Origin of the sequence: Bacteroides sp. An269 (assembly GCF_002159755.1) — a bacterium.
Taxonomy (GTDB): Bacteria; Bacteroidota; Bacteroidia; order Bacteroidales; family Bacteroidaceae; genus Phocaeicola; species Phocaeicola intestinalis.
In genome coordinates, this window is the sequence record NZ_NFJG01000017.1 from 20428 (window position 1) to 42690 (window position 22263).

General features: G+C 48.9%; 26 protein-coding genes. 24 read left to right on the forward strand and 2 right to left on the reverse strand.

The genetic code is table 11. The features are described from left to right. Positions 1 to 186: 186 nt before the first annotated feature. The 8 genes from B5F71_RS05445 (at position 187) to B5F71_RS05480 (ending at position 7802) form a co-directional block, all read left to right on the forward strand. Positions 187 to 1152 carry an NAD(P)-dependent oxidoreductase gene (locus tag B5F71_RS05445; RefSeq protein WP_087208313.1) on the forward strand — a complete coding sequence of 322 codons (966 nt, stop codon included), beginning with the start codon at positions 187 to 189 and terminating at the stop codon, positions 1150 to 1152. A 72-nt stretch (positions 1153 to 1224) separates the two neighbouring features. Further along, positions 1225 to 1977: a glycosyltransferase family 2 protein gene (locus tag B5F71_RS05450; protein WP_087208315.1), complete on the forward strand. Its 753-nt coding sequence runs from the start codon at positions 1225 to 1227 to the stop codon at positions 1975 to 1977. 20 nt (positions 1978 to 1997) lie between these two features. Then, positions 1998 to 3089, forward strand: coding sequence for a GDP-mannose 4,6-dehydratase (gmd, locus tag B5F71_RS05455; RefSeq protein WP_087208317.1), 1092 nt, complete (start codon positions 1998 to 2000; stop codon positions 3087 to 3089). Between the two features lie 10 nt (positions 3090 to 3099). Then, positions 3100 to 4200 carry a GDP-L-fucose synthase gene (locus B5F71_RS05460; RefSeq protein ID WP_087208319.1) on the forward strand — a complete coding sequence of 367 codons (1101 nt, stop codon included), beginning with the start codon at positions 3100 to 3102 and terminating at the stop codon, positions 4198 to 4200. 30 nt (positions 4201 to 4230) lie between these two features. Then, positions 4231 to 5139 (forward strand): glucose-1-phosphate thymidylyltransferase RfbA, encoded by a 909-nt coding sequence (gene rfbA / locus B5F71_RS05465; protein ID WP_087208321.1) that lies wholly within the window; start codon positions 4231 to 4233, stop codon positions 5137 to 5139. 13 nt (positions 5140 to 5152) lie between these two features. Continuing rightward, a complete protein-coding gene (gene rfbC, locus B5F71_RS05470) occupies positions 5153 to 5713 on the forward strand; it encodes a dTDP-4-dehydrorhamnose 3,5-epimerase (protein WP_087208323.1) in 561 nt (186 codons plus the stop codon). A 12-nt stretch (positions 5714 to 5725) separates the two neighbouring features. Next, positions 5726 to 6637, forward strand: a complete 912-nt coding sequence (gene rfbD / locus B5F71_RS05475; protein WP_087208325.1) for a dTDP-4-dehydrorhamnose reductase — start codon at positions 5726 to 5728, stop codon at positions 6635 to 6637. 25 nt (positions 6638 to 6662) lie between these two features. After that, positions 6663 to 7802, forward strand: a complete 1140-nt coding sequence (locus B5F71_RS05480; RefSeq protein WP_087208327.1) for a dTDP-glucose 4,6-dehydratase — start codon at positions 6663 to 6665, stop codon at positions 7800 to 7802. Positions 7803 to 7938: 136 nt separating this feature from the next. Here B5F71_RS05480 and B5F71_RS05485 read toward each other — a convergent pair whose 3' ends face one another. Then, on the reverse strand, positions 7939 to 9228 hold the full coding sequence (locus B5F71_RS05485; RefSeq protein WP_022040854.1) for an ATP-binding protein: 1290 nt from the start codon (positions 9226 to 9228) through the stop codon (positions 7939 to 7941). Between the two features lie 98 nt (positions 9229 to 9326). Between B5F71_RS05485 and B5F71_RS05490 the strand changes: the two genes are divergently transcribed. Genes B5F71_RS05490 through B5F71_RS05495 form a run of 3 tightly spaced genes read left to right on the forward strand, consistent with a single transcriptional unit; the run spans position 9327 to position 11106 of the window. Then, a complete protein-coding gene (locus B5F71_RS05490) occupies positions 9327 to 9776 on the forward strand; it encodes a hypothetical protein (RefSeq protein WP_087208329.1) in 450 nt (149 codons plus the stop codon). After that, positions 9731 to 10063, forward strand: a complete 333-nt coding sequence (locus tag B5F71_RS19795) for a hypothetical protein (protein WP_143269851.1) — start codon at positions 9731 to 9733, stop codon at positions 10061 to 10063. Before B5F71_RS05490 ends, B5F71_RS19795 begins: the two co-directional genes overlap by 46 nt. Next, positions 10033 to 11106 carry a hypothetical protein gene (locus B5F71_RS05495; RefSeq protein WP_087208331.1) on the forward strand — a complete coding sequence of 358 codons (1074 nt, stop codon included), beginning with the start codon at positions 10033 to 10035 and terminating at the stop codon, positions 11104 to 11106. Before B5F71_RS19795 ends, B5F71_RS05495 begins: the two co-directional genes overlap by 31 nt. A gap of 193 nt (positions 11107 to 11299) precedes the next feature. Here B5F71_RS05495 and B5F71_RS05500 read toward each other — a convergent pair whose 3' ends face one another. Next, the gene (locus tag B5F71_RS05500; RefSeq protein ID WP_241148563.1) at positions 11300 to 12181 is read right to left on the reverse strand and encodes an arginase family protein; all 882 of its coding nucleotides are present in this window, start codon (positions 12179 to 12181) and stop codon (positions 11300 to 11302) included. Positions 12182 to 12820: 639 nt separating this feature from the next. Between B5F71_RS05500 and B5F71_RS05510 the strand changes: the two genes are divergently transcribed. The 13 genes from B5F71_RS05510 to B5F71_RS05570 all read left to right on the forward strand — a co-directional run bounded on the left by B5F71_RS05510 (position 12821) and on the right by B5F71_RS05570 (position 22260). Further along, complete coding sequence (locus B5F71_RS05510) at positions 12821 to 13651, forward strand: DUF4121 family protein (RefSeq protein WP_087208333.1); 831 nt, start codon at positions 12821 to 12823, stop codon at positions 13649 to 13651. Positions 13652 to 13663: 12 nt separating this feature from the next. After that, positions 13664 to 14605: a hypothetical protein gene (locus B5F71_RS05515; protein ID WP_087208334.1), complete on the forward strand. Its 942-nt coding sequence runs from the start codon at positions 13664 to 13666 to the stop codon at positions 14603 to 14605. Between the two features lie 80 nt (positions 14606 to 14685). Further along, positions 14686 to 17688, forward strand: a complete 3003-nt coding sequence (locus B5F71_RS05520; RefSeq protein ID WP_087208336.1) for an N-6 DNA methylase — start codon at positions 14686 to 14688, stop codon at positions 17686 to 17688. Between the two features lie 2 nt (positions 17689 to 17690). Then, positions 17691 to 17921, forward strand: a complete 231-nt coding sequence (locus B5F71_RS05525; protein ID WP_241148561.1) for a hypothetical protein — start codon at positions 17691 to 17693, stop codon at positions 17919 to 17921. Continuing rightward, the gene (locus B5F71_RS05530; protein ID WP_087208338.1) at positions 17912 to 18403 is read left to right on the forward strand and encodes a hypothetical protein; all 492 of its coding nucleotides are present in this window, start codon (positions 17912 to 17914) and stop codon (positions 18401 to 18403) included. Before B5F71_RS05525 ends, B5F71_RS05530 begins: the two co-directional genes overlap by 10 nt. Before the next feature lie 12 nt (positions 18404 to 18415). Continuing rightward, positions 18416 to 18730 carry a hypothetical protein gene (locus B5F71_RS05535; protein ID WP_005801751.1) on the forward strand — a complete coding sequence of 105 codons (315 nt, stop codon included), beginning with the start codon at positions 18416 to 18418 and terminating at the stop codon, positions 18728 to 18730. Positions 18731 to 18742: 12 nt separating this feature from the next. Further along, on the forward strand, positions 18743 to 19030 hold the full coding sequence (locus B5F71_RS05540; RefSeq protein WP_087208340.1) for a hypothetical protein: 288 nt from the start codon (positions 18743 to 18745) through the stop codon (positions 19028 to 19030). Between the two features lie 84 nt (positions 19031 to 19114). After that, positions 19115 to 20047: a hypothetical protein gene (locus B5F71_RS05545; RefSeq protein ID WP_087208342.1), complete on the forward strand. Its 933-nt coding sequence runs from the start codon at positions 19115 to 19117 to the stop codon at positions 20045 to 20047. Positions 20048 to 20078: 31 nt separating this feature from the next. Further along, entirely contained in the window at positions 20079 to 20567 is a 489-nt protein-coding gene (locus B5F71_RS05550; protein ID WP_005801756.1) for a DUF4313 domain-containing protein, read from the forward strand. A 39-nt stretch (positions 20568 to 20606) separates the two neighbouring features. Beyond that, positions 20607 to 21188: a hypothetical protein gene (locus B5F71_RS05555; protein WP_087208344.1), complete on the forward strand. Its 582-nt coding sequence runs from the start codon at positions 20607 to 20609 to the stop codon at positions 21186 to 21188. A gap of 13 nt (positions 21189 to 21201) precedes the next feature. Then, positions 21202 to 21432, forward strand: coding sequence for a hypothetical protein (locus tag B5F71_RS05560; protein WP_087208364.1), 231 nt, complete (start codon positions 21202 to 21204; stop codon positions 21430 to 21432). Positions 21433 to 21442: 10 nt separating this feature from the next. Continuing rightward, complete coding sequence (locus B5F71_RS05565; protein WP_022460392.1) at positions 21443 to 22039, forward strand: hypothetical protein; 597 nt, start codon at positions 21443 to 21445, stop codon at positions 22037 to 22039. 11 nt (positions 22040 to 22050) lie between these two features. After that, positions 22051 to 22260 (forward strand): hypothetical protein, encoded by a 210-nt coding sequence (locus B5F71_RS05570; RefSeq protein ID WP_022460391.1) that lies wholly within the window; start codon positions 22051 to 22053, stop codon positions 22258 to 22260. Positions 22261 to 22263: the final 3 nt, after the last annotated feature.

Sequence of the window (22263 nt, forward strand, 5' to 3'; positions counted from 1 at the left end):
AGAATGTTCTTTGAAAAGAAGGAGATAGGCTTTAAACAGATTGCATAAGGAAGTTGGTTTTCTTGTCGGAATGGTATTTACCTTCCCATGAACGAGGGAATACGGATGTCTACAGGGGGGGGAAATATAGGATAGAAAAAATTGTCTTGATTTTATTCAAAAACTAAGATTGGATTCTGCAATTTTATGAAAACAAAAGTATTGGTTACCGGTGGTTCCGGTTTTATAGGAACTAACCTTATTGAGTTCCTTTCAAAAAATGAAAGATTGGAATTGATGAACATTGACATAGTTCCTCCTAAGATAAAAGAGCATACTGCTATATGGAAGAATGTGGACTTATGCAACAAAGAAGCACTATGCAAGGCCATCGTCACTTTTAATCCTGATTATGTCATCCATCTCGGAGCGCGCACTGACTTGAACGGTAAAAAGTTGGAAGATTACAATGCAAACATGCAGGGGGTCTCCAATTTGCTCGATGCACTGGATGAAGTGGATAACCTGAAACGTGCGGTCTTTGCTTCTTCCATGTATGTATGTGAACCTGGGTATATGCCTAAGGATTTTGAGGATTATGCACCACACACGCTGTATGGTGAAAGCAAAGTGGAAACGGAGAGGATTATCAAAAAAAAGAATCCTCCATATACTTGGAGCATCATAAGACCGACAAGCATTTGGGGGCCTTGGTTCGGGGAACCGTATGACAAATTTTTCCACATCGTATTGAACCACTTGTATTTCCACATGGGCACACGAGCCTGCAAAAAGACTTACGGGTATATAGATAATGCGATTTACCAGATTATCTCCATCCTAAGAGCTGAACCGGAAGAAGTGAATAGGAAAGTTTTCTATTTAGGCGATTATGAACCTTATCCTATAACAGACTGGGCCAACGAGATTGCGGCTATTGAAAAAATACACATTCCGCATGTGCCTTACGGATGTTTCAAAATAGCGGGATGGTTTGGAGATGCCTTGAAGAAAGTCGGCATTGCTTTCCCCATGACAAGTTTCCGACTGCACAATATGACTACGGATAATGTGCACGACTTGACTCCCATAAAAGCCATAGCACCTGAGCTGCCGGTTTCAAGGATAGAAGGAACAAAAAGGACTCTGGAATGGATTCATAAGTATGAATGATTCATTGCAGAGCGGCACTGTCGGGTGTTTCTTACCATATTAACCTTGTTTGAATTTGTAAACATCACACAGATGAAAGTATCTATTATTACGTCATGTTTCAACCGGGAAAAGACTATACGTGGTTGTCTTGAAAGTGTACTGAACCAAGATTATCCGGACATAGAATACATTGTTATTGACGGAGCTTCTACAGATTCTTCCCTCGCTGTAATTAATGAATACAAAGACCGTATTGCAAGAATCGTTTCAGAACCAGACCATGGCATGTATGAAGGTATCAATAAAGGTATCCGTCTGGCTACGGGAGACATCATAGGTCTGGTACATTCGGATGATTTTCTTTATTCCAACCAGACAATCAGCCATATCGTCAGCAAGTTTGAGCAAACAGGAGCCGACTTCCTGTATGGAGACGGTTTGTTCGTAAATCCAACTGATGTCCGTAAAGTGGTCCGCAACTGGATAGGGGGAACCTATAGACTATGGAAAGTGAAGCATGGTTGGCTTCCATTGCATCCTACGTGTTATATCAAAAAGAGCGTGATGGACAAACGCGGATTATACAATGAGACCTACAAAATTGCTGCAGACTCTGATTTGTTGTTCCGCTATCTGTTGGGTGGCGACCTGTCGGTGGTATACCTTCATGAATATATCGTCAAGATGCGCATGGGTGGGTTGAGTACAGATCGCAAAAAGAGGCAACAGATGTGGAAAGAAGACATAAGAATGTATCATTCGCATGGCATGAATCCTACCATAACCAAAATAGAAAAAATGTTGTGGAAAGTTCCACAATTCATCACAGCAAAAATCAAATGAAATTACAATAATTTAAAAGAATGAGAAAAGTAGCATTAATCACCGGCATCACAGGACAAGACGGTTCCTACCTTGCCGAACTCTTATTAGATAAAGGTTATGATGTACACGGCACTATCCGCCGCTCGTCGGTGGACTATCGGGAACGTATCGCTCATTTGGAAGGGCTTCCGCATTTCCACCTGCATTATGCGGACTTGGGAGATTCGATGAGCCTGATTCAAGTGATGAACAAGGTACGGCCTACCGAAGTGTATAACCTTGCGGCACAAAGTCATGTGCAAGTCAGCTTTGATTCTCCAGAATTCACGGCGGATGTGGACGCAACTGGTGTACTCCGCATACTTGAAGCCATCCGCCAGTGCGGGTTGACAGACACCTGCCGCATGTATCAGGCTTCCACATCGGAGTTGTATGGCAAGGTGGAGGAAGTTCCGCAGAACGAGAATACGCCTTTCCATCCTTACAGCCCGTATGCCGTGGCAAAACTGTATGGTTACTGGATTGTAAAGGAATACCGGGAAGCTTATAATATGTTCTGTTGTTCAGGCATCCTGTTCAACCACGAAAGCGAACGTCGTGGCGAGACATTCGTGACGCGCAAGATTACACTGGCCGCCGCACGCATCAAGCAGGGCAAGCAGGAAAAACTGTATTTGGGCAACCTGTCCTCGTTGCGGGATTGGGGCTATGCAAAAGACTACGTGGAATGTATGTGGTTGATATTGCAGCATGATAAGCCTGAGGATTTCGTCATTGCAACGGGCAAGCAGCACAGTGTACGTGAGTTCTGTTACGAGGCATTCAAACATGTAGGTATTGAACTGGAGTTCCGGGGCGAAGGCATTGACGAGAAAGGAATTGACAAGGCAACAGGAAAAGTGTTGGTGGAGGTATCGCCCGACTTCTTCCGCCCGACGGATGTGGTGAACCTGTGGGGTGACCCGACCAAAGCCAAGGCTGAACTGGGCTGGAACCCGGAAAAAACGTCATTCCAAGAGCTTGTGAAACGGATGGTGGACAGCGACATGGCAAAAGTGGCCGCTGAGGATGCCGGACAGAAAGTGCGTACTAACCTGGTTGAATATCTGGAAAAGGGAATTGTAAAGTAAGGGAAAGAATATGTTAGACAAATCATCAAAAATATATGTGGCAGGACATCACGGGCTGGTGGGTTCGGCTATCTGGAACAATCTCTTGCAGAGAGGATATACAAATCTTGTAGGACGAAGCCATAAGGAACTGGACTTGCTGGACGGTGTAGCCGTGAAACGGTTCTTTGACGAAGAACAGCCTGACGCCGTAGTATTGGCTGCGGCACATGTAGGTGGCATCATGGCAAACCTGCAATACCGTGCGGATTTCATTTACCAAAATTTGCAAATCCAACAGAACGTCATCGGCGAAAGCTTCCGCCACTATGTAAAAAAGCTGCTGTTCTTGGGAAGTACCTGCATCTATCCGCGTGAGGCGCCCCAACCCATGAAAGAAGAAGTATTGCTCACTTCCCCGCTCGAATATACCAACGAGCCGTATGCCATCGCTAAGATAGCCGGACTGAAGATGTGCGAAAGCTTCAACCTGCAGTACGGCACTAACTACATAGCCGTAATGCCCACCAACCTGTATGGTCCGAATGACAACTTCCACTTGGAGAACAGCCATGTACTTCCTGCAATGATTCGTAAGGTCTATCTTGCCAAATGCCTGAACGAAGGAAACTGGGACGCTGTGCGCAAGGACATTGACCTGCGTCCGGTAGAAGGTGTGAACGGCAACAATACCAATGAAGAGATACTGGAAAAGTTGGCCAAGTTCGGCATCACCCCCGAAGCTGTCACATTATGGGGGACAGGAAAGCCACTGCGTGAGTTCCTGTGGAGCGAAGAGATGGCGGATGCCAGTGTACATGTACTGCTGAATGTGGACTTCAAGGATACCTATAAGGAAGGTGACAAGGAAATCCGTAACAGCCACATCAATGTGGGTACGGGCAAGGAACTGTCTATTCGTGAGCTTGCGGAAAAGATTGTAAAGGAAATCAGATTCAAGGGAGAACTACGCTGGGACGCAACGAAACCGGACGGAACAATGCGCAAGCTGACCGATGTGACAAAACTTCACAATTTGGGCTGGCACCACAAAGTGGAAATAGACGAAGGCATTCATCGTCTGTATGAATGGTATCTGAAAGGGATTTGCATTAATCATCAGACGGAGTAAATGCTTTTAATCCTATTAAGTTTAAACATTATGAAAGGAATTGTATTAGCTGGTGGCAGCGGTACACGATTGTATCCTATCACCAAGGGAATCAGCAAGCAGTTGATTCCGATTTTCGACAAACCGATGATTTATTATCCGATTTCAGTGCTGATGCTGGCGGGGATAAGGGAGATACTGATTATCTCGACACCTTACGACCTGCCGGGTTTCAAAAGACTGTTAGGCGATGGCAGTGACTTCGGAGTGAAGTTCGAGTATGCAGAGCAACCGTCGCCTGACGGACTGGCGCAGGCGTTCATCATCGGGGAGAAGTTTATCGGGGATGATTGTGCCTGTCTCGTGCTGGGTGATAACATCTTCTACGGCGCGGGACTTAACGACATGCTGAAACAAGCTGTTGTGGATGCCGAAGAGAATAACAAGGCTACGGTGTTCGGTTACAGAGTGAGCGACCCTGAACGTTATGGCGTAGCGGAGTTCGACAAGGACGGAAACTGCCTTAGCATCGAGGAGAAGCCGGAACACCCGAAAAGCAACTACGCCGTGGTGGGACTGTATTTCTATCCTAATAAGGTGGTCAATATCGCGAAGAATATCAAGCCGTCGGCACGCGGGGAACTGGAGATAACGACGGTGAACCAGGAGTTCCTGAAGGACAGGGAACTGAAGGTACAGACAATGGCAAGGGGATTCGCTTGGCTGGATACGGGTACGCACGATTCATTGTCAGAAGCCTCGACTTTCATTGAGGTTTTGGAGAAACGACAGGGCTTGAAGGTCGCCTGTCTGGAAGGCATCGCCTATCGGAAAGGTTGGATAACGGCTGACAAACTGAAAGAAGTAGCACAGCCGATGCTGAAGAACGACTACGGCAAGTACCTGCTTTCGATTCTTGACGAGAAGGAGGATTCATTGGAAAAGAACCTGGAATATTAAAGGTATATATTATATGGAAGTAATAAAGACGGAGATAGAGGGCGTGGTGATCATAGAGCCACGTATATTCAAGGACGCCCGTGGCTATTTCTTCGAGAGCTTCTCGCAAAGGGAGTTTGACGAGAAAGTGGGCCACGTGGAGTTCGTGCAGGACAACGAGAGCATGTCGTCCTACGGGGTGATGCGGGGATTGCATTTCCAGCGTCCGCCGTTCACGCAAGCCAAGCTGGTGAGGTGCGTCAAGGGCAAGGTGCTCGACGTGGCCGTGGACATCAGGAAAGGCTCGCCTACATACGGCAAGCATGTCGCCGTGGAGCTGACGGAGGACAACCACCGGCAGTTCTTCATCCCGAAAGGATTCGCCCATGGTTTCGCCGTGCTGAGCGAGACGGCGGTGTTCCAGTACAAGTGCGACGAGTTCTACCATCCCGAGGCGGACGGGGGCATCAGCATACTTGACGGCAGCCTTGGAATTGACTGGCTCATTCCTACCGGGCACGCGATATTGAGCGAGAAGGACACGAAGCATCCGCTGCTGAAAGACTTTGAATCACCCTTTGTTTATTCAAGATAAAGAAACGCTATCATGAACATACTGGTAACAGGCGCGAACGGCCAGCTGGGTAACGAGATGCGCGTCATCAGCAAAGACACCAACGACAGCTACACCTTTACGGATGTCGTGGAGGTTGAAGGTGTTGAAACGACTATCTTGGATATAACCGATGCGGAAGCCATACGGAAAATCGTGAGTGAAAAGGACATCCGGTGCATAGTGAACTGCGCCGCTTACACCAACGTGGACAAGGCGGAGAGCGACGAGGCGTTGTGCCGGAAGCTCAATGCCGATGCCCCGAAGCTATTGGCAGAGGCGATGAAGGAAGTGGGAGGACTTCTTGTGCAAATCTCGACAGACTATGTTTTCGGCGGCGACCCGTATAACACTCCTTGCAGGGAAGACCAAAAAGGAACGCCGACGGGTGTCTACGGCAAGACAAAGCTCGAGGGCGAGAAGAACATAGAGACCGTAGACTGTGATTACGTCATCATAAGGACGGCATGGCTCTATTCCGAGTTTGGCAGAAACTTCGTCAAGACAATGCTGAACCTGACAGGGACCAAGCCAAAGCTGAATGTTGTTTTCGACCAGGCAGGAACGCCTACATACGCATACGACCTTGCGGTTGTAATAAAGACTGTGCTTGCAGATTATGAAAAGGAAAATCCTAAGGATGGATATTCAAAGCGTGGCATCTACCATTTCAGCAACGAGGGTGTTTGCTCCTGGTTTGACTTTACGAAGAAGATAGCCGAACTTGCAGGGAACACGACCTGCGACATAGAGCCTTGCCACAGCGATGAATTCCCCAGCCCGGTGAAGCGTCCTGCCTATTCTGTTCTTGACAAGACGAGAATCAAGGAGACGTTCGGGCTGAGGATACCCTATTGGACAGACTCATTGAAAGTCTGCATGAAGAACATGAATGTCCTAAAATGATAACGACAACAAAAACATAAACGACATGGAATTTAAGAGAAACATCATCATAACGGGCGGCGCGGGCTTTATCGGAAGCCACGTGGTACGCCTTTTCGTGAACAAATACCCCGGATACCACATCATCAACCTCGACAAGCTGACGTATGCCGGTAATCTTGCCAACCTGAAGGATGTGGAGGACAAGGAGAATTACATCTTTGTAAAGGCAGACATCTGTGATTACGGGACGGTGAAGGAATTGATGGAGAAGTACAACGTTGACGGAATAATACACCTTGCGGCAGAGAGCCACGTTGACCGAAGCATAAAAGACCCGTTCACTTTCGCCCATACAAACGTAATAGGAACTTTGACGCTGCTCCAAGCCGCAAAGGAATATTGGGAGAGCCTACCCGAAGGATATGAGGGGAAACGCTTTTACCATATCTCTACGGATGAAGTTTACGGAGCATTAGAGCTGACCAATCCGGAGGGAATTGAATCTCCGTTCACTACAAAAGCAAGTTCGGAGCACCACCATGCCTATGGAACCGAGTTCTTTACCGAGGAAACGAAGTATAATCCGCATTCTCCTTATTCGGCTTCAAAGGCAAGTTCAGACCATTTTGTACGTGCTTTCCACGACACCTACGGAATGCCGACCATCGTGACCAACTGTTCCAACAACTACGGACCTTACCAGTTCCCTGAAAAGCTGATACCCTTGTTCATCAACAACATCCGCCACAGGAAGCCGCTGCCCGTCTACGGAAAGGGCGAAAACGTGCGTGACTGGCTGTACGTAGAGGACCATGCAAGGGCGATTGACCTCATCTTCCATAAAGGCAAGATAGCCGACACATACAACATCGGCGGCTTCAACGAGTGGAAGAACATCGACATAATCAAGGTTGTCATCAAGACCGTTGACCGTCTGTTGGGGAGAAAAGAAGGTGAGGACATGGACTTGATAACCTACGTCACAGACCGCAAGGGTCACGATATGCGTTACGCCATTGACTCACGCAAACTGCAACGCGAACTTGGCTGGGAACCGAGCCTGCAGTTCGAGGAAGGTATCGAAAAGACTGTCCGCTGGTATCTGGATAATCAGGCATGGATGGACAACGTGACGAGCGGTGACTACCAGAAGTATTACGAGGAAATGTATAAGGAACGGTAAACGTCTTTTTTGCCAACTCAAGGGCAATGCCGTCCCTTTTGTCCCATATTATACTTAACGGCTGTTTTTGGCTATGGTAAACATAGCTGGCATACGATGTACCACGGAACGTTGTTGCTGGGAGCGCGAGGGTTATTTACAGGCAAAAGTTTACCGCATAGAGCGGCTTGTTTTCCATCCATCCTTGGTCCTTGTAAGGCAACATCGACAGGCGCATTCCTTTCAACTGGGGATGTTTGTCAATATAGGTACGTAGTGATTTCGAACGGACATTTACCTCTGCTTTCACTTCGATAGGGATGACCTTTTCATCCTTTTGGATGAGAAAGTCTATTTCTACTCGCGAGTCATTCGCACTGTAATAATAGGCAGGGATGCCCTTGGACACCATCTGGGTAAGCGCAAATAGCTCGGTGAATGCGCCTTTGTACTCACTGAAACAGCTTTCGCCGACCAGAATGGTCTCTGGGGGCGTGTCTACCATCGCGCCCATCAAGCCGACATCGAGGGTGAACAACTTGAAAGCGGAAAAGTCCTCGTAAAACTTCAGCGGAAGCGACGGTGTGGTGACGCGGTTGACACGGTAGACCAGCCCTGCATCGATGAGCCACTGTATGGCCAGCTCGAACTCGGAAGCCCGGGCACCCTTCTTGATGGCACCATAGATAAATTTCTTGTTGTCCTTGGCTAGTTGTGAGGGAATGGTGTCCCACACTTGGTTGATGCGCGGCACTTGACTTGAAGGGGCATGCTTGGAGAAGTCGCGGCGGTAGCCGAACAATATTTGCTTTTGAAGGTTTCTCACCTCACTGATGTCATGACTCCTGGTGTACTCGCTTACCACCGCCGGCATACCACCCGTGAAGTAATATTGACGTAGACAATCGGTTAACTTGCCGGCAAAAGTGTCTATCACGTTAAAATCCCGTGTACGCAATATGTCTGCCAATTGTTTCTCACCAATGGCCATTAAGAACTCGTCGAACGTCATGGGGAACATCTTGATCACGTCTACCTTACCCACAGGAAAGGAGGTGTCGCCATGCAACGATATGCCCAACAATGACCCTGCCACGGCAACATGGTACTCGGGGGCGTTCTCGCAAAAATATTTCAAGGAGTTTAACGCCAAGGGATTTTCTTGTATCTCGTCGAGGATAATCAGCGTTTCGCCAGGCTTGATGCTGACATGGGTAACGGCAGACAAGGACAAGATGATGCGGCGGATGTCATAGTCCCGCGAAAATATCTTCGTAACCACATCGTTGTTGTCGCAGTTGACGTATGCAATGTTTTTGTATTGCGTCCTGCCAAATTCTTTCAAGATATATGTCTTTCCCACTTGCCGCGCACCATTGAGGATAAGTGGCTTACGGTTGGTTTTATTCTGCCAATCAATGAGCTGAGCTAATATATTACGTTCCATATCGCATTTATTTGCACGAATAACTGGCACAAAGTTACATTTTTTTGCATGAATAAACAAGTGTTCCCTACATTTTTCTGCACGAATAGGAACTGTGGTTGTGCTATCCGAAGGCAAGGAAGCTGGGCATGACCGCCACGCCTTGCCGGTTGAACCGTAAGGGATTCACAGACTTATTTGACACGCTCATCACTTCGGACAGCATCGCGGACTTTATCAGGCAGGGATGGTTGTCCGCTTTCGACTATGTGTCTATAAGGCCGGGCAGTTACGATCAAAGGCTCATAGACGGCCTGTCGAAACGTGGTGCCGACGGCGATTATCAGGTCAAGGAAATGGATGCTGTGCTGAACCGCAGACCGAGCATAGAAAGGCTATATGAAAGCGTGCTGCTGTATGCCGACGGAAAGAAAGGCATCGTGTATGCGATAAACATCAGCCACGCACGGAACATTGCTGAATATTACAAGGAACATGGAATGAATGCCGTCGCCATATCCAGATGGCAAGGCCGACACTCTCTCTTGCCAAATACCTGCAGCAAGTAGGACGCGGACTCAGGAAAGTGGATGGCAAGGAAACGTGTGTGCTGATTGACAACGTGGGACTATACCACATATTCGGGTTGCCGACCGCTTATCGGGACTGGCAAGCGATGTTAGAAGGGCGTATGGCAGGAAAAGGCTATGCCAACCATATTGGCATGGCAGTCCGTGACAGTTCTATATCCATTCCTACAGTCGCGGACAACGGGCTTGAACTTATAGTGTCGCACGACAACCTTATGACGTATCTTAACAAAAATTGTCCCTTCCAAACAATACGGCTTGCCTGAAAGCCTATAAGGACGTGGCGAGTGGACTGTACGGACTGAGGCGCGGAAATATGATTACCTGCAAACCGCAGTCTGTGAGGGTGTTTGATATTCAAGAAGACTTTGCCATCGTAAGGCTGGTGAACTTGAGCATGGCCGTGGTAGACGATAGCGGAAAAGTGAAGCACAGCCTTGCCGGTTACAAAAGCGTAAGGATTCAGGAAAACCATATTATCGCTGTTACGGACAAGAGGAACAATGAAATGTACATCGACCTATACAGCGGACACTTGTACACGAGGAAACCTAAAGTTGTTAGGTTGGGAGACGTGCAGCTGTTGGAGGTGGACGGCATCTACTACAGCCGCACACGGGAACTGTACAAAAGCAGGAGGAGTACAAGTGGGACAAACATCCTCACCTGCGGGCATTATGTGCGCATCGTAGATTATTTTTCATCTCCCCGATGCAGGCAGGTCAACGAGGACAATGCCACGTGGGGGTATGACTGCGTGTGCCTGCTTGCCGGAGACCACGACACATATTATCATTATTGCGGGATGTTGACTGGTGGAGACATCGTAATTGTCGACAATGCCGGGAAGTATTACCTTGTGGAGGATGCAAGCAAGGCCAAGCGATACATAGCCTGCGAGCATCCCCAAACACCGGAAGAGGACTTCGATGGTGTCATTCAACGGCTGAAGTCCGAAGCCATGAAACGCTTGACGGAACGAAAGATGGAAGAGTGGCAAAACGATGAACGGAAGCACAGGGCGCGGCTTGACGAGCTGAAAGCCGCCGTGCCGTTCAGGTCTGGTCTGAAATGGGGATTGCAGTTGGACGGGCGTGTTGTCGTACCGCCAATTTACAGAAACATCAAAAGCCCCGTGGGCTGTTATTGCGCCGTGGAGGGCAACCCCAACCAATGGGGCATCATCATGGTGGCTGGGAAAGTGGTGATAGAAACGCGCTACACGAATGTGGAGATAAACGAAAACGGAACGGCCCAGCTGACAATAATACCAGGGAAAATCAAGACGGTGAATCTGAGAAAACGATAAGGTTGCATAATGCTTGCTTGTCTGGGTAGCCGTCAGACAAGAGAAATAAAAAGCCTTTGCATTTCTGTTCCAAACAGGAGGCAAAGGCTTTTCTTGCAGTAGGACAGATAGGTTTCCGCCACATCCGAATATTTATTGCATGGACGTCTTTATGCCAAGCTCCCTGCAATGCTTACACAATAAATACAAATCCTTATTTCAATAGCGGAAGCTGCTCCAGCATGTTCTTAATGCGGATAGCCGTGCGGGGCATAGGTTCGGCTACGGTCAGCCCTACAATATCCTTTTCCTGCCCGATATCGTTTATCACACGCACCACTTCTGCGATTTTCATTCCATCCGGGACCACACCGACCGCCGCAATGATTTCCGCCGGGTCGAGTACATCCATATCAAAGTGTATGACAACTTTGGATGCTCCGCACGATTGCAACCATTGCCGAACCGCGTCACTGTTCTCGCGTACATCTTCCGGTGTCAGGTGCTTGATGCCATATTGTTCCTGCCTTGCCTTGATTTCGTCACGTTCCCAATCGCGCAATCCGACAAAAAGGATTTTGGAAGGGGCTATCTTCATCGGCAGTTCAGCAACAAGCTGTTTGTCGCCCAAGCCCATGCAGGCTGTTACCGCCATGGCATGATAGCCCGCATAGGCATCGCCGGGCAAGGTGATGTCCGGATGTGCGTCAATCCAGACCATTGCAAGGTTATCCTTGTATTTGTCCGCAAGATAGGTAAACGGAACGACGCTTGCCGAACATTCTCCGCCCAATGTTACGATTTTATCAGGATGGGTTATCTTCAAAATATCCAAAGCTGCTCGGGTCTGTGCGATGAGTGCCTCTTTGTCCAAAACTCCATCGGTTACTTTACGCTCTATCTTGTCGGTTGCCACAGGAACCGTATAGGTTTCTTGTCCGCTGTCCGGCGCAAGGAAATTCAGCAACTGCGCCCCAAGGTAATATCCCCTCGAAGCCTGCTCCGGGTCTTTCACTTCCGTTATCCAGTGGGCGATGTCGCCACCTTGCCACTGCGGATAAACCAGCCGGATGGTTTTTGTACGTTGATTATCCATTGTTAATACATTATTTTGTGCCTTGCCGGAAAACAGCGTTCCGCATAGCAAGGCGGTTACTAATAACATTCTGTTCATATTCCCCTTTTTTGTGTGCGAAGATAGCATCCTTACGCCACGTCTGCAAGTACGGGCAAATTATTCATATACGGATAAATTTGTCCCTATATCTGTTTCCAGTCATAAAATGTGTATATTTGTTGTAATCAGGTAGGTTTTATTTGACTATCAACAGATTGGATAAAACTCGCACGAGAACGGGCAATGGATAAGAAAAAGCCGGACTGTTCCGAACCGCTATATTTCTCATGCTTTCAAATAACTCTTTATCTCACTTGCAAAGATAACATTTCTTTCTGAAAAGGCCATATAAACGGCTGCAATCTTACGGAATAAAAACATATCGGGAAAAACGAGCATACCGTAGCCGAGTCCCCATAACCACAGGCAAAGGTAATTCGTGTTCTTCCCGTACAAGCAAGGCCAAGCCCTTCGGGTTCGTGGAAAAAATCATCCTCGCCCCGGAGGGCTTGCGGTATTTTTTCCCGAAGCCTTGCATGTACGGAACACGACCTTTTTAGGCCTGTAGTTATGGGAACTCCGGCCCCTGTAAGCCGGACTAACAAAAAAACAAATGTCATGTTACAGAAAGCGAAGAAGAAGTACACAGTGGAAACACTCAAGCCATTGAATGTACTGTACGATCACGAACACTGGCTGACACAGCAGGACGTGGATATGGCCAACAATTATGTGGAACTGATAGAGAGAACACGCTCTGAAAAGACTCCGCAGGTCGGAGACAGACTCATCTATGTGGACAGATACGGGAAGTATTACGGCAACGCCCTTATTGAAAACAATGATGAAGAGAGCGGTCGGATTTCCATCTGTGAAGAACCTTATATTCCCTTTGTATGGGAGCAGGACGCCAATATCCAGCTAAGCGTCAGCGGAGGGGCCTTCCACCATATTGACCCCAAGCAATTGAAATTCGTCAGATGGACGGAAGGTGCATTCAAGGACTGGGGAAACTGCGGAGCGTGTGCCAACGGTGCCGTCACATTCACGGCAAAAGTACCGTTATGGTCCTATTCCGAACCTGATCCGCTCTACGGTGATTTCACCACGGAAACATGGAGACAATATTATTTGACCAAGGACACGGGTCCGGACGCATGCAACCTGTACCAGGGCTACGACATAGCTTTCAGGACCGAAGAGAACTTCCGGCAGTTCCTGAAGGACTATGAAGGGACTGTGTTCAAGGGCAACTGGGAAAACCAGATCGTACTCTGGTGTTTCCGACATGAAAACCGGTTCCTGCCGCAGCACGAATGGGACAAGATAGATGCCCCGGCCATGGAACGGCGTCTCAACTTCCATCCCGAACAGGTCAAGCTGGTCAAGGACATGGACAGCCACATCACCTACTGTTACCGTATCAAACCCGAAATTGACAATCTCTAAAACAATACAGTTATGCAGACAACAGCAACAAGAACAGCAGGCAGCCACACTGACCTGCTTACAGGTATCCTGAACGTGCAAGTAAGGAACGAGGACAAGATTACAGAACAGGACCGGCAGTATTGCCAGCTACAGCAGGACCAGCTCTACAGGACACTTGACCGTATCGACCGATGGTATGACATCTTCAAGGAAGAAGCGGGACGGTATCGGGAAATCAAGAGCTTCAAGTATGAGGATAACGGTAAGGTCTCCATACGGAATTTCTATTTCAACAACAGCGGGGAGGATGACTATACCCACAACGAATTCAAACCGTTTGACCTCATCAACGAGCTTGCGGACAACAACTGCAATGCCAACGCGAATTTCGCGAGTCGCATCATTTCCTATTTCAACAGGACCTACAATGTAGATGTCCCCATTCCTGTAATCGACGAGAAGGCCATGCGCATGGGATTCCGTCCGGTCTACCAGACTTACGTGGACATGGTCATTGAACACCTCGGCGGAAAAAGTTTCCGTGAGACCGCAGAGGAAGAACTGCTGGCCCGTTTCCTGAAAACGGTACAGCCTTCCCGCTGGAGCAAGGTGAAGCCCGAACTGAAAAAGGACAAGATAACTTTCCCTGACATCGTATCCTGGGACAGCATCCATCTGGAATACCACCGGGAATATGAGTTCTCGTATGACTGCGGAAGGAAAGTGGACATTTTCTGCGAAGGTATCGCATACGGAGCAGATGACGTGATAAACGGTTCAAGCGGTATGATCATCGGCCTTGACAGACGCGATGTGGATATAACCGAATGGTATAACCTCACCCTGAGCAACGCAGAACAGATCAAGTTCTACAAGAACGGACGCATCGACGTACGCTTCAAGGACAGTCAGGCCGCAGAGAACTGCTACAGAAGGCTGCGGCTGGATGAAATCACACTCAGAGAAGAGTGATTCATGAAATACTTATTCAGACACCCCGTAAGACATCCTTGCGGGGTGTCTTCGTTTCCAACTATTAAAAAAGAAAAGACATGTATGCCATCATACCCCAACAGATTCCTCAGGACAGGCGTGCCGAGATCAACGAGAAAATCCTTTTCGCCATAGACTCCGGCAAGGACCTCGTTCCGAAGGAAAGCATCTACAACTGCTACACGGGAATCGGAGGACTGCACAACCTCAGGCAGTCGGATTTCACCAGCTACCATGAATACGCCGAGGCCAAGAAGGAATTCGAGATGGGACAGTTCTTCACCCCGCACGACATATGCCGGAGCATGGTGGAGACCCTTTCTCCGACATCGGCGGAAATGGTACTTGACATGTGCTGCGGCATGGGCAACTTCTTCAACCATCTGCCCAACCTGCACAATGCCTACGGATTCGACATTGACAGCAAGGCGGTGGCCGTTGCCAGATACCTCTACCCGGAAGCTCATATCGAGAAATGCGACATACAGCTGTACAATCCCGAACAGCGTTTCGACATCATTGTCGGAAATCCGCCCTTCAACCTGAAATTTGATTACAGGCTGTCGCAGGAATTCTACATGGACAAGGCCTATGACGTGCTCAACCCTGCCGGAATCCTGATGGTCATCGTCCCTCTCTCCTTCATGCAGAACGAGTTCTGGGAAAAGACACGCGTGGCGAAAATCAACTCGAATTTCTCCTTCATCGGCCAGACCAGGCTGGAACATTCAGCCTTCTCTACGGTGGGCGTGCAGAATTTCGCAACAAAAATCATGGTATTCCTCCGCCGTTCCCTCCATATTGAAATGCAGCCCTACAACGCGGAAGAGTTTGTCAGCATGGATGAGCTGAAGAAACGCATAGCCGAAGTGCGGAAAATGAAACACCGGCTGCGCCTCCAGCTGATGCGGGAGTGCAACCATATAGACAAAGAAGAGCTGGAACAGTTCGAGTACAGGCTCGCCAAATACATGTACGAGCTGAAAGCCCATGCCGTGCTGAACAGGCATGTCGAAAAGGCGGAGGCGCTGGTGTCCAAATTCCGCAACCAGAAACCGCCAGAAAATACCACCCGGGAACAGATAAAGGAATGGGAACGCAAGAAGCTGACCACCGGCAAGGTTCTCGGCATCATCCGCAGGTACATCACCTCGCAGAACGTGGTGCAGCGCAAGGAAGTGGCATTGGTGAAGACATCCTACGGCTTCAAGCTGAAGCAATATGCCCCGCGTCTGCTTGACAAGGTCACGCACAAGGCCGCAGGCATCAACGACCTCATACTCGGAAGGGCCGAACTCCCGATGCCGGAAAACGTCACAGAAAAGAACATGCGGCAGATCCGTGCCGCCAGTAAACTGATACGGCGCAAACAGAGGCAATACGAGACCCAGAATCTCCAGTTTGCGGAAATGCGGGAAGATGCCGGCCTGAAGGAATACCTGGACCGCACCACATTCATCAACAAGGACGGTGAAGTCTGCGAATTCACGGACTTGCAGAAACACGACCTGAACCTCGTGTTGCAGAAACGCTATGCCCTTCTGAACTGGCAGCAAGGCTCGGGCAAGACCGCCGCCGTCTATCACAGGGCGAAATACCTGCTCAAGTTCCGGAGGGCAAGGAATGTCATCATACTCGCCCCGGCCATCGCCACCAACATGACCTGGATACCCTTCCTTACCGTAAACAAGGAACGCTTCCGTACAATACAGACCGCCGGCGACCTCGACAACGTACCGGAAGGGACATTCCTTGTCGTCTCCACCTCCATGCTCCGGAAACTGAAAAGAGGACTGATGCGTTTCGTGAAACGCACTTCCGGCAAGCTGTGCCTTGTCTTCGACGAGTCGGACGAAATCACCAATCCCACATCGCAGCGTACAAGAAACATCCTGTGCATATTCAGGAGGCTCAGGTACAAGATCCTCGACACGGGAACAACCACCCGCAACAACATCGCGGAACTGTACAGCCAGTTCGAACTACTCTACAACAACTCCGTAAACATGATATGCTGGAGCCCGCAGGTCTACCACGAAAACAGGGACCGCGAAATAGAGGAAGAGAACAATCCGGATTACGGGACACCGTTCCCCGCCTTCAGGGGACACGTCCTTTTCCGTGCCTGCCACTGTCCGGGGAAAGCCACCGTATTCGGCATAGAGAAACAGAACCAGGACGTGTACAACAAGGACGAACTCTCCGAACTCATAGGCAAGACGGTCATCACCCGTAAATTCAGGGACTTTGCGGGAGAGAAATACCGGATACGGACACATACCGTCCGTCCCTCGGAAGGGGAACACGAGGTGTACCGTGTCATCATCGAGGAATTCTGCCGCATCTGTGAGCTGTACTACAACAGCACGGGAGACACGAAAAAGGATGCAGGGCTGAGACTCATGAGGCAGATCAAGCTGCTTATCAAGGCCTGTTCGGTACCTCACCTGATAGAGGGATACTACGGTGACAGTTATCCTTCCAAGACCCGCTATATTGAAAGGCTCATAAGGACAATACCGGGTAAGGTTGCCATCGGATGTACCACATTGGCGGCCTTCGACCTCTACGAGAGCTATATCCGGGAACATTTTCCCGACAGACCTGTATTTGTGGTCAAGGGAGATGTAGCCTTCAAGAAACGGCAGAGCATCGTGACCGAATTCGACTCCACTATCAACGGCATCCTGATATGCACACAGCAGAGCCTGAGCAGCTCGGTGAACATACCTACCTGCAACGACGTGATACTGGAATCCCTGCAGTGGAACATCCCCCGTATGGAACAGTTCTACTTCCGTTTCATCCGTCTGGACTCCAAAGAAATGAAGGATGTCCACTACGTCACCTACGAAGATTCGGTCGAACAGAACCTGATGGCACTGGTACTGACCAAGGAGCGTCTGAACGAATTCATCAAGACCGGTGAGGTCAAGGAACAGTCAGAAATCTTCGAGGAGTTCGACATCACGATGTCCGTCATCGACAGCCTGCTCGTCCGCACCCAGGACAGTGAAGGCAAAATACATATCAGCTGGGGAAGCCAGCGAATAACAAGCTGAACATGAACCGTATGGAGAAGACCGGGAGTTCCATTCCCACCGACAAAGGTAGTCCGTGTCCCCGTCGGCTGAGCAAGGTCATGCCGCAGGCGGTTTTCGGGAAAATCATCCTCGCCGCAGCTGCGGTATTTTCCCGAAAAACCCTGCACAGCCGGGACACGGCACCTTGTCAAGGTCGGTGGAATGGAATCCCCGGCATCCACATACATAAAAGACAAGTAATATGGATCTGAACAATGCAGAGATTGCCGTGACCACACAGCATCTCATGGACATAAAGGATTACAGGGATTACTGGCTGCACATGTCCGACTACAGCGACATGGGCGAGTTCCTGAGTGCCTGTTCCGACCTGTTTCCCGGGGAAAAGGAACCGGAATACCGGTATCCGAAATGGGAAAACATACCCGACATGCTGATCAGCCGTGAATGGCTCTGTCCCAACTTCTTCGAGATCAGGGATGCCCTTGAAAGGCTCGAAGAGGAAGAAACGGAGTTTTTCATAAACTGGAGCAGAAGTTACGGATATGACATCACCACGGATGACCCGCACATGATGGTATCACACTACCATGACCTGTACGGGGATACCGTCACGGAAACGGAAGAAGACGCGGACACGGGAGAAGATGCCCTGATATACACGGGCGTATCAAGCTACTACTGCGACATGCTTCCATTCCGTTACGAAATATTTGATGACAATTATGACTAAAAGACAAAAGATATGGAAATCAACTTCAAAGGACCTGTAATGCCCATCGACCCATACTCGCAGCTGGCATTCGTGGAGATACTGAACATACTACTGACGGCGGGACACATCGTGGACGTGAACCGCTTCCTCATAAGCAGGAATGTCAATCCGCAGTTCGGCTCGCTGTCAGGCTATTTCAGATGGTCGTTCGCCGGAGACCATTTCACCCTCTGGCAACGCACGGACTACAATTCAACGCTATGTTTTAACCACAGGATACTCGATCTGCCTTTCGGTGTCCTGGCAGCAAAAGACAGCGGGAAAGACAAGGAAACGGCAAACTGAAAATGAAACGATATGGAAACTACGGTAAATATACCCAACCGGGAAATCGCGCTCGCGGCATTTGACAGGCTTCGCCGGGAAAAAAGGAAGGATGCAGCACTGAGGCTGGCCGGGTGTATGCTCAGAGGGACATACATATCCCTCGGCATCGGTGATACCGACTGGGAAATAGACACCGCACTGCACAAATGCGGCGGTGAGCCTAAAACCGGATACGGTCATATGGCACATTTCCACTTCGACGGCGAGACGAAAATGGAAACAGAGAAATATGAAAGGCTCAAGGAAGAGAACGAATGACAAGGGAGCGGCCGAAAGGTCGCTCTTCTCATTTATAAACGACATGTACGGGAAACAGAATCCTGCCGTACACAGGTAACAGAAATGGAAGAACAGGAAAGACTGACAATGGAATTCGTGAAATCGCTCATGGACAAGTCCTACACGCTGGTATGGGTGGACTACAACGACAATCTCGACAACTGCCGTGACACCATCCAGAAGTGTCTGGAAGAAAGGAGCTGTGAAAGTCTGTGGGAGAAAGTGGACGAATGGTACGGTGACACCGAATGGGAAGCTATCCGTGAAATCGTCTCAAAGCTGAAGGATGAATGTATCCGTTTCCATGATTTCGGGGAAGAGGAAGTGGACAAGTTCTTTGAAGAACACGAAGACGAAATCAGGGAAGAAATCTATGACAGAAACGACTCTGACACGCTGAAAGAACTTCTCAAAAACACGGATGACATCCCCGTGCGTGTCGAGATGCTGTCAAACTACGACTGCATCAATTCCAACTGGCTGGAATCGCAGGAAGGATACCGGTACAAGGAATCCTATTTCGGGGATATGATAGACGCGCTGAACCTCAATCCAGCCAAAGTGAAGAAAATGCTGGTGGAGAAAGGCTACACGGTATATGGCCGGTTCCCCGACAAAAAATACAGGGACGGCAAGGAACAGGTATCCTATGAACAGTTCTACCATGAACTCATCAACTCCTGCTGCGGTGCCAACCTGCTGACCTATATCGGCAAGGTAAGCCTGCAGGAACTTTATGATGCCGGATTCTCGCTTGGGGAAGTCATTATTCCCAAAGGCAACTGCTGCGGCATCTTCAGCTCCATGTACGGCGGTGGAAGTCTCCTGGAAATGGAACTCCTGAAAGATGTCAGACTGAAACTGGAAGTCAGGGACTATCACGGATTCCGCTTCCGTCTTGACAGCGAGAACTCAAAATATGAATGCTCCATCAAGCATGTGTACGGGGTATGCGATTCCTTCTTCGGAGAAAAGATAGGTCTTGTCGCTTCATAAATCAAGTATGATCACTTAAAGATATCAAATCATGGAAAAGAAATATGCAATCATCCTATTCAAGGGAAAAGAATACCTGTGCGGACACGAAGACGGCTGCCATTACGATGTGTCCTGCCCGGTGAGGACATTCACTGAAGGAGAAGACGACTTCAAAATTCAGGAATCCGGGAAAAACCGGTCTGAAAGGACATTCCGGTACCATGAAAAGGAATTCAGACTTGTCACCGGCTTCTACCCGAACGGATGGCCGGTTCTGAGTCTGGAATCACCGGACAACGGGGAACTATACACGGTACTTACCGTCAATCTGGAAGACTCCCCGGCATTCGGGATTCCCGACAAGGCATTCATTGACACCAACAACAATCCGGAAGCGATGGAATTCCTCATAAGGAACAGCCTTGCCGAAGACACGGGATACAGACGCAAAAGCGGATGGGTGGAATACCCGATGGCAAGGCTGAACCTGGCTGAACTGTACCGGTTGTCACCGGAATCGTTCGAGAACCAAGAATAAGAATCAACAATAGAAATCATTAACCAAATCATAGGAATTATGGCAAAGTACGATGTAAGAGTAAGGTACACCTTCGAGGGTACCTACAAGGTCGTTGCGGAAGACCGCGACGAGGCGGAAAGAATTGTAACGGAAGACTGCGGTCTGGTATTGGGCGGCAACATCCACACTACCCGCGATGATGACGAGGTGACAGACTGGAGATTCAGCAGTCACCCTGACATGCAGATCCTTTCTTTCAGGGAACGGGTTGGCAAAGGCAAGGTCAGATACACGTCCATGTGTTTCAGCGACAGGATTGAAGAACTGCGGAAGGACATAATCGAAGCCATCAGGCAGCTGCTCGATGCGCACGGCCTGAAAAAAATCACGTTTACCGACAACGAAGAAGACCCTGTATGGATTATCTGGTTTGACGATAATGCAGAACCATACGAGTGTTATGTTACAGGAATTGAGGTTACTGACAAGAATATTGTCGTATTGGCAACAATAAAGGACAGTATGGAAGAGGTTTTCTGTCAGGGTCCTTTCGAACTCGGAGCCAGCAACATTGATTGGCTCAATCAAATGTACGAAACGGTAAGGCTTCAACTTGAAAATACAGACGGAAACTCTTGAAATGAAAGACGATATGGCAACAAAAATCAACATGGACAGACATATTCGGGAAGGATGGACTGTCGGAGCGTTCATCAGGGAACTGGCCCCACAGGTGGAAATGATCATGAGCGGGCAAAGCTGGAGGGAACCGTTCAGAAACAGACAGGAACTGGCGGACTGGTGCAGGGACAACCAGCCCTATTACAAGAAAAGGATCCCTGAAGTGAACAGCTATTTTGCAAGGATGTATAATCTCAAATAAGAACAACATTATGAAATATCAAGCGGAAAATGCAGTCTCCAGCTTCTTCTACTATATGTGGAATGCCTGGTGCGAGGAAGAGTGCAGGACAGTATTCAAGGAAATGCACTCACATTTCTGGGAAAAATGGTCTCTGATGACGGACAAGGGAATATTCGGAGCCGCCGAACGGTTCTATGCGGAACTGACGGACCGTTACAGGGAAAAGCTGGTGGAACGGGCCGTCAGCCTGTATGACGGCAAAGCCAGGCGCAAACATCCGGACGATTCCGAAATCAAGGTGTGCAGTGATTGCGGTTCAACAGAGATTGAAATCCAGGCATGGGTGGATGTAAACACGAATGAATACCATAGTGACGTGGACGATGACATCTGGTGTTCCCGGTGCGAGGACAATGTGGAGACCTGCTCCAAACAATCCTTTCTGGAAAAGATGCAGGAATGGTGGAAATCCAACAGCACCGATAACCTTGAATACCTGACCGGATTCAAGACATCCGATTTCCCTTCAGCCAATTCCGGACAGACATTCGCCGAGGCCGCCGACGAATGGTGGAACGACAAGAACTATGACGAGAAGAGGAACATATACCTGACAAACAATTAAAGACAACGGCTATGGCACGGAACATCATTGACCTGATCTGCAACTCATGCAGTTGCGGCAAGGAAGAGGCACAGGAATATTTGGACGACGAGATAAGGAACCTGCAGGAACTTCAGGCAGACAACGACCTGAGAGGCGAAGACTTCGAAATCGCGTGCAGCAACCTCGGACTCGACCAGGACTGGCAGATATATTTCATCAACCGTCTTGCAGGACTTTAATAT

Bases quoted from the DNA above. Each gene is read 5' to 3' on its own strand.
- B5F71_RS05445 (WP_087208313.1), top strand. From the start codon at position 187: ATGAAAACAAAAGTATTGGTTACCGGTGGTTCCGGTTTTATAGGAACT.
- B5F71_RS05450 (WP_087208315.1), top strand. From the start codon at position 1,225: ATGAAAGTATCTATTATTACGTCATGTTTCAACCGGGAAAAGACTATA.
- gmd (WP_087208317.1), top strand. From the start codon at position 1,998: ATGAGAAAAGTAGCATTAATCACCGGCATCACAGGACAAGACGGTTCC.
- B5F71_RS05460 (WP_087208319.1), top strand. From the start codon at position 3,100: ATGTTAGACAAATCATCAAAAATATATGTGGCAGGACATCACGGGCTG.
- rfbA (WP_087208321.1), top strand. From the start codon at position 4,231: ATGAAAGGAATTGTATTAGCTGGTGGCAGCGGTACACGATTGTATCCT.
- rfbC (WP_087208323.1), top strand. From the start codon at position 5,153: ATGGAAGTAATAAAGACGGAGATAGAGGGCGTGGTGATCATAGAGCCA.
- rfbD (WP_087208325.1), top strand. From the start codon at position 5,726: ATGAACATACTGGTAACAGGCGCGAACGGCCAGCTGGGTAACGAGATG.
- B5F71_RS05480 (WP_087208327.1), top strand. From the start codon at position 6,663: ATGGAATTTAAGAGAAACATCATCATAACGGGCGGCGCGGGCTTTATC.
- B5F71_RS05485 (WP_022040854.1), bottom strand. From the start codon at position 9,228: ATGGAACGTAATATATTAGCTCAGCTCATTGATTGGCAGAATAAAACC.
- B5F71_RS19795 (WP_143269851.1), top strand. From the start codon at position 9,731: ATGGCAAGGCCGACACTCTCTCTTGCCAAATACCTGCAGCAAGTAGGA.
- B5F71_RS05500 (WP_241148563.1), bottom strand. From the start codon at position 12,181: ATGGATAATCAACGTACAAAAACCATCCGGCTGGTTTATCCGCAGTGG.
- B5F71_RS05510 (WP_087208333.1), top strand. From the start codon at position 12,821: ATGTTACAGAAAGCGAAGAAGAAGTACACAGTGGAAACACTCAAGCCA.
- B5F71_RS05515 (WP_087208334.1), top strand. From the start codon at position 13,664: ATGCAGACAACAGCAACAAGAACAGCAGGCAGCCACACTGACCTGCTT.
- B5F71_RS05520 (WP_087208336.1), top strand. From the start codon at position 14,686: ATGTATGCCATCATACCCCAACAGATTCCTCAGGACAGGCGTGCCGAG.
- B5F71_RS05525 (WP_241148561.1), top strand. From the start codon at position 17,691: ATGAACCGTATGGAGAAGACCGGGAGTTCCATTCCCACCGACAAAGGT.
- B5F71_RS05530 (WP_087208338.1), top strand. From the start codon at position 17,912: ATGGATCTGAACAATGCAGAGATTGCCGTGACCACACAGCATCTCATG.
- B5F71_RS05535 (WP_005801751.1), top strand. From the start codon at position 18,416: ATGGAAATCAACTTCAAAGGACCTGTAATGCCCATCGACCCATACTCG.
- B5F71_RS05540 (WP_087208340.1), top strand. From the start codon at position 18,743: ATGGAAACTACGGTAAATATACCCAACCGGGAAATCGCGCTCGCGGCA.
- B5F71_RS05545 (WP_087208342.1), top strand. From the start codon at position 19,115: ATGGAAGAACAGGAAAGACTGACAATGGAATTCGTGAAATCGCTCATG.
- B5F71_RS05550 (WP_005801756.1), top strand. From the start codon at position 20,079: ATGGAAAAGAAATATGCAATCATCCTATTCAAGGGAAAAGAATACCTG.
- B5F71_RS05555 (WP_087208344.1), top strand. From the start codon at position 20,607: ATGGCAAAGTACGATGTAAGAGTAAGGTACACCTTCGAGGGTACCTAC.
- B5F71_RS05560 (WP_087208364.1), top strand. From the start codon at position 21,202: ATGGCAACAAAAATCAACATGGACAGACATATTCGGGAAGGATGGACT.
- B5F71_RS05565 (WP_022460392.1), top strand. From the start codon at position 21,443: ATGAAATATCAAGCGGAAAATGCAGTCTCCAGCTTCTTCTACTATATG.
- B5F71_RS05570 (WP_022460391.1), top strand. From the start codon at position 22,051: ATGGCACGGAACATCATTGACCTGATCTGCAACTCATGCAGTTGCGGC.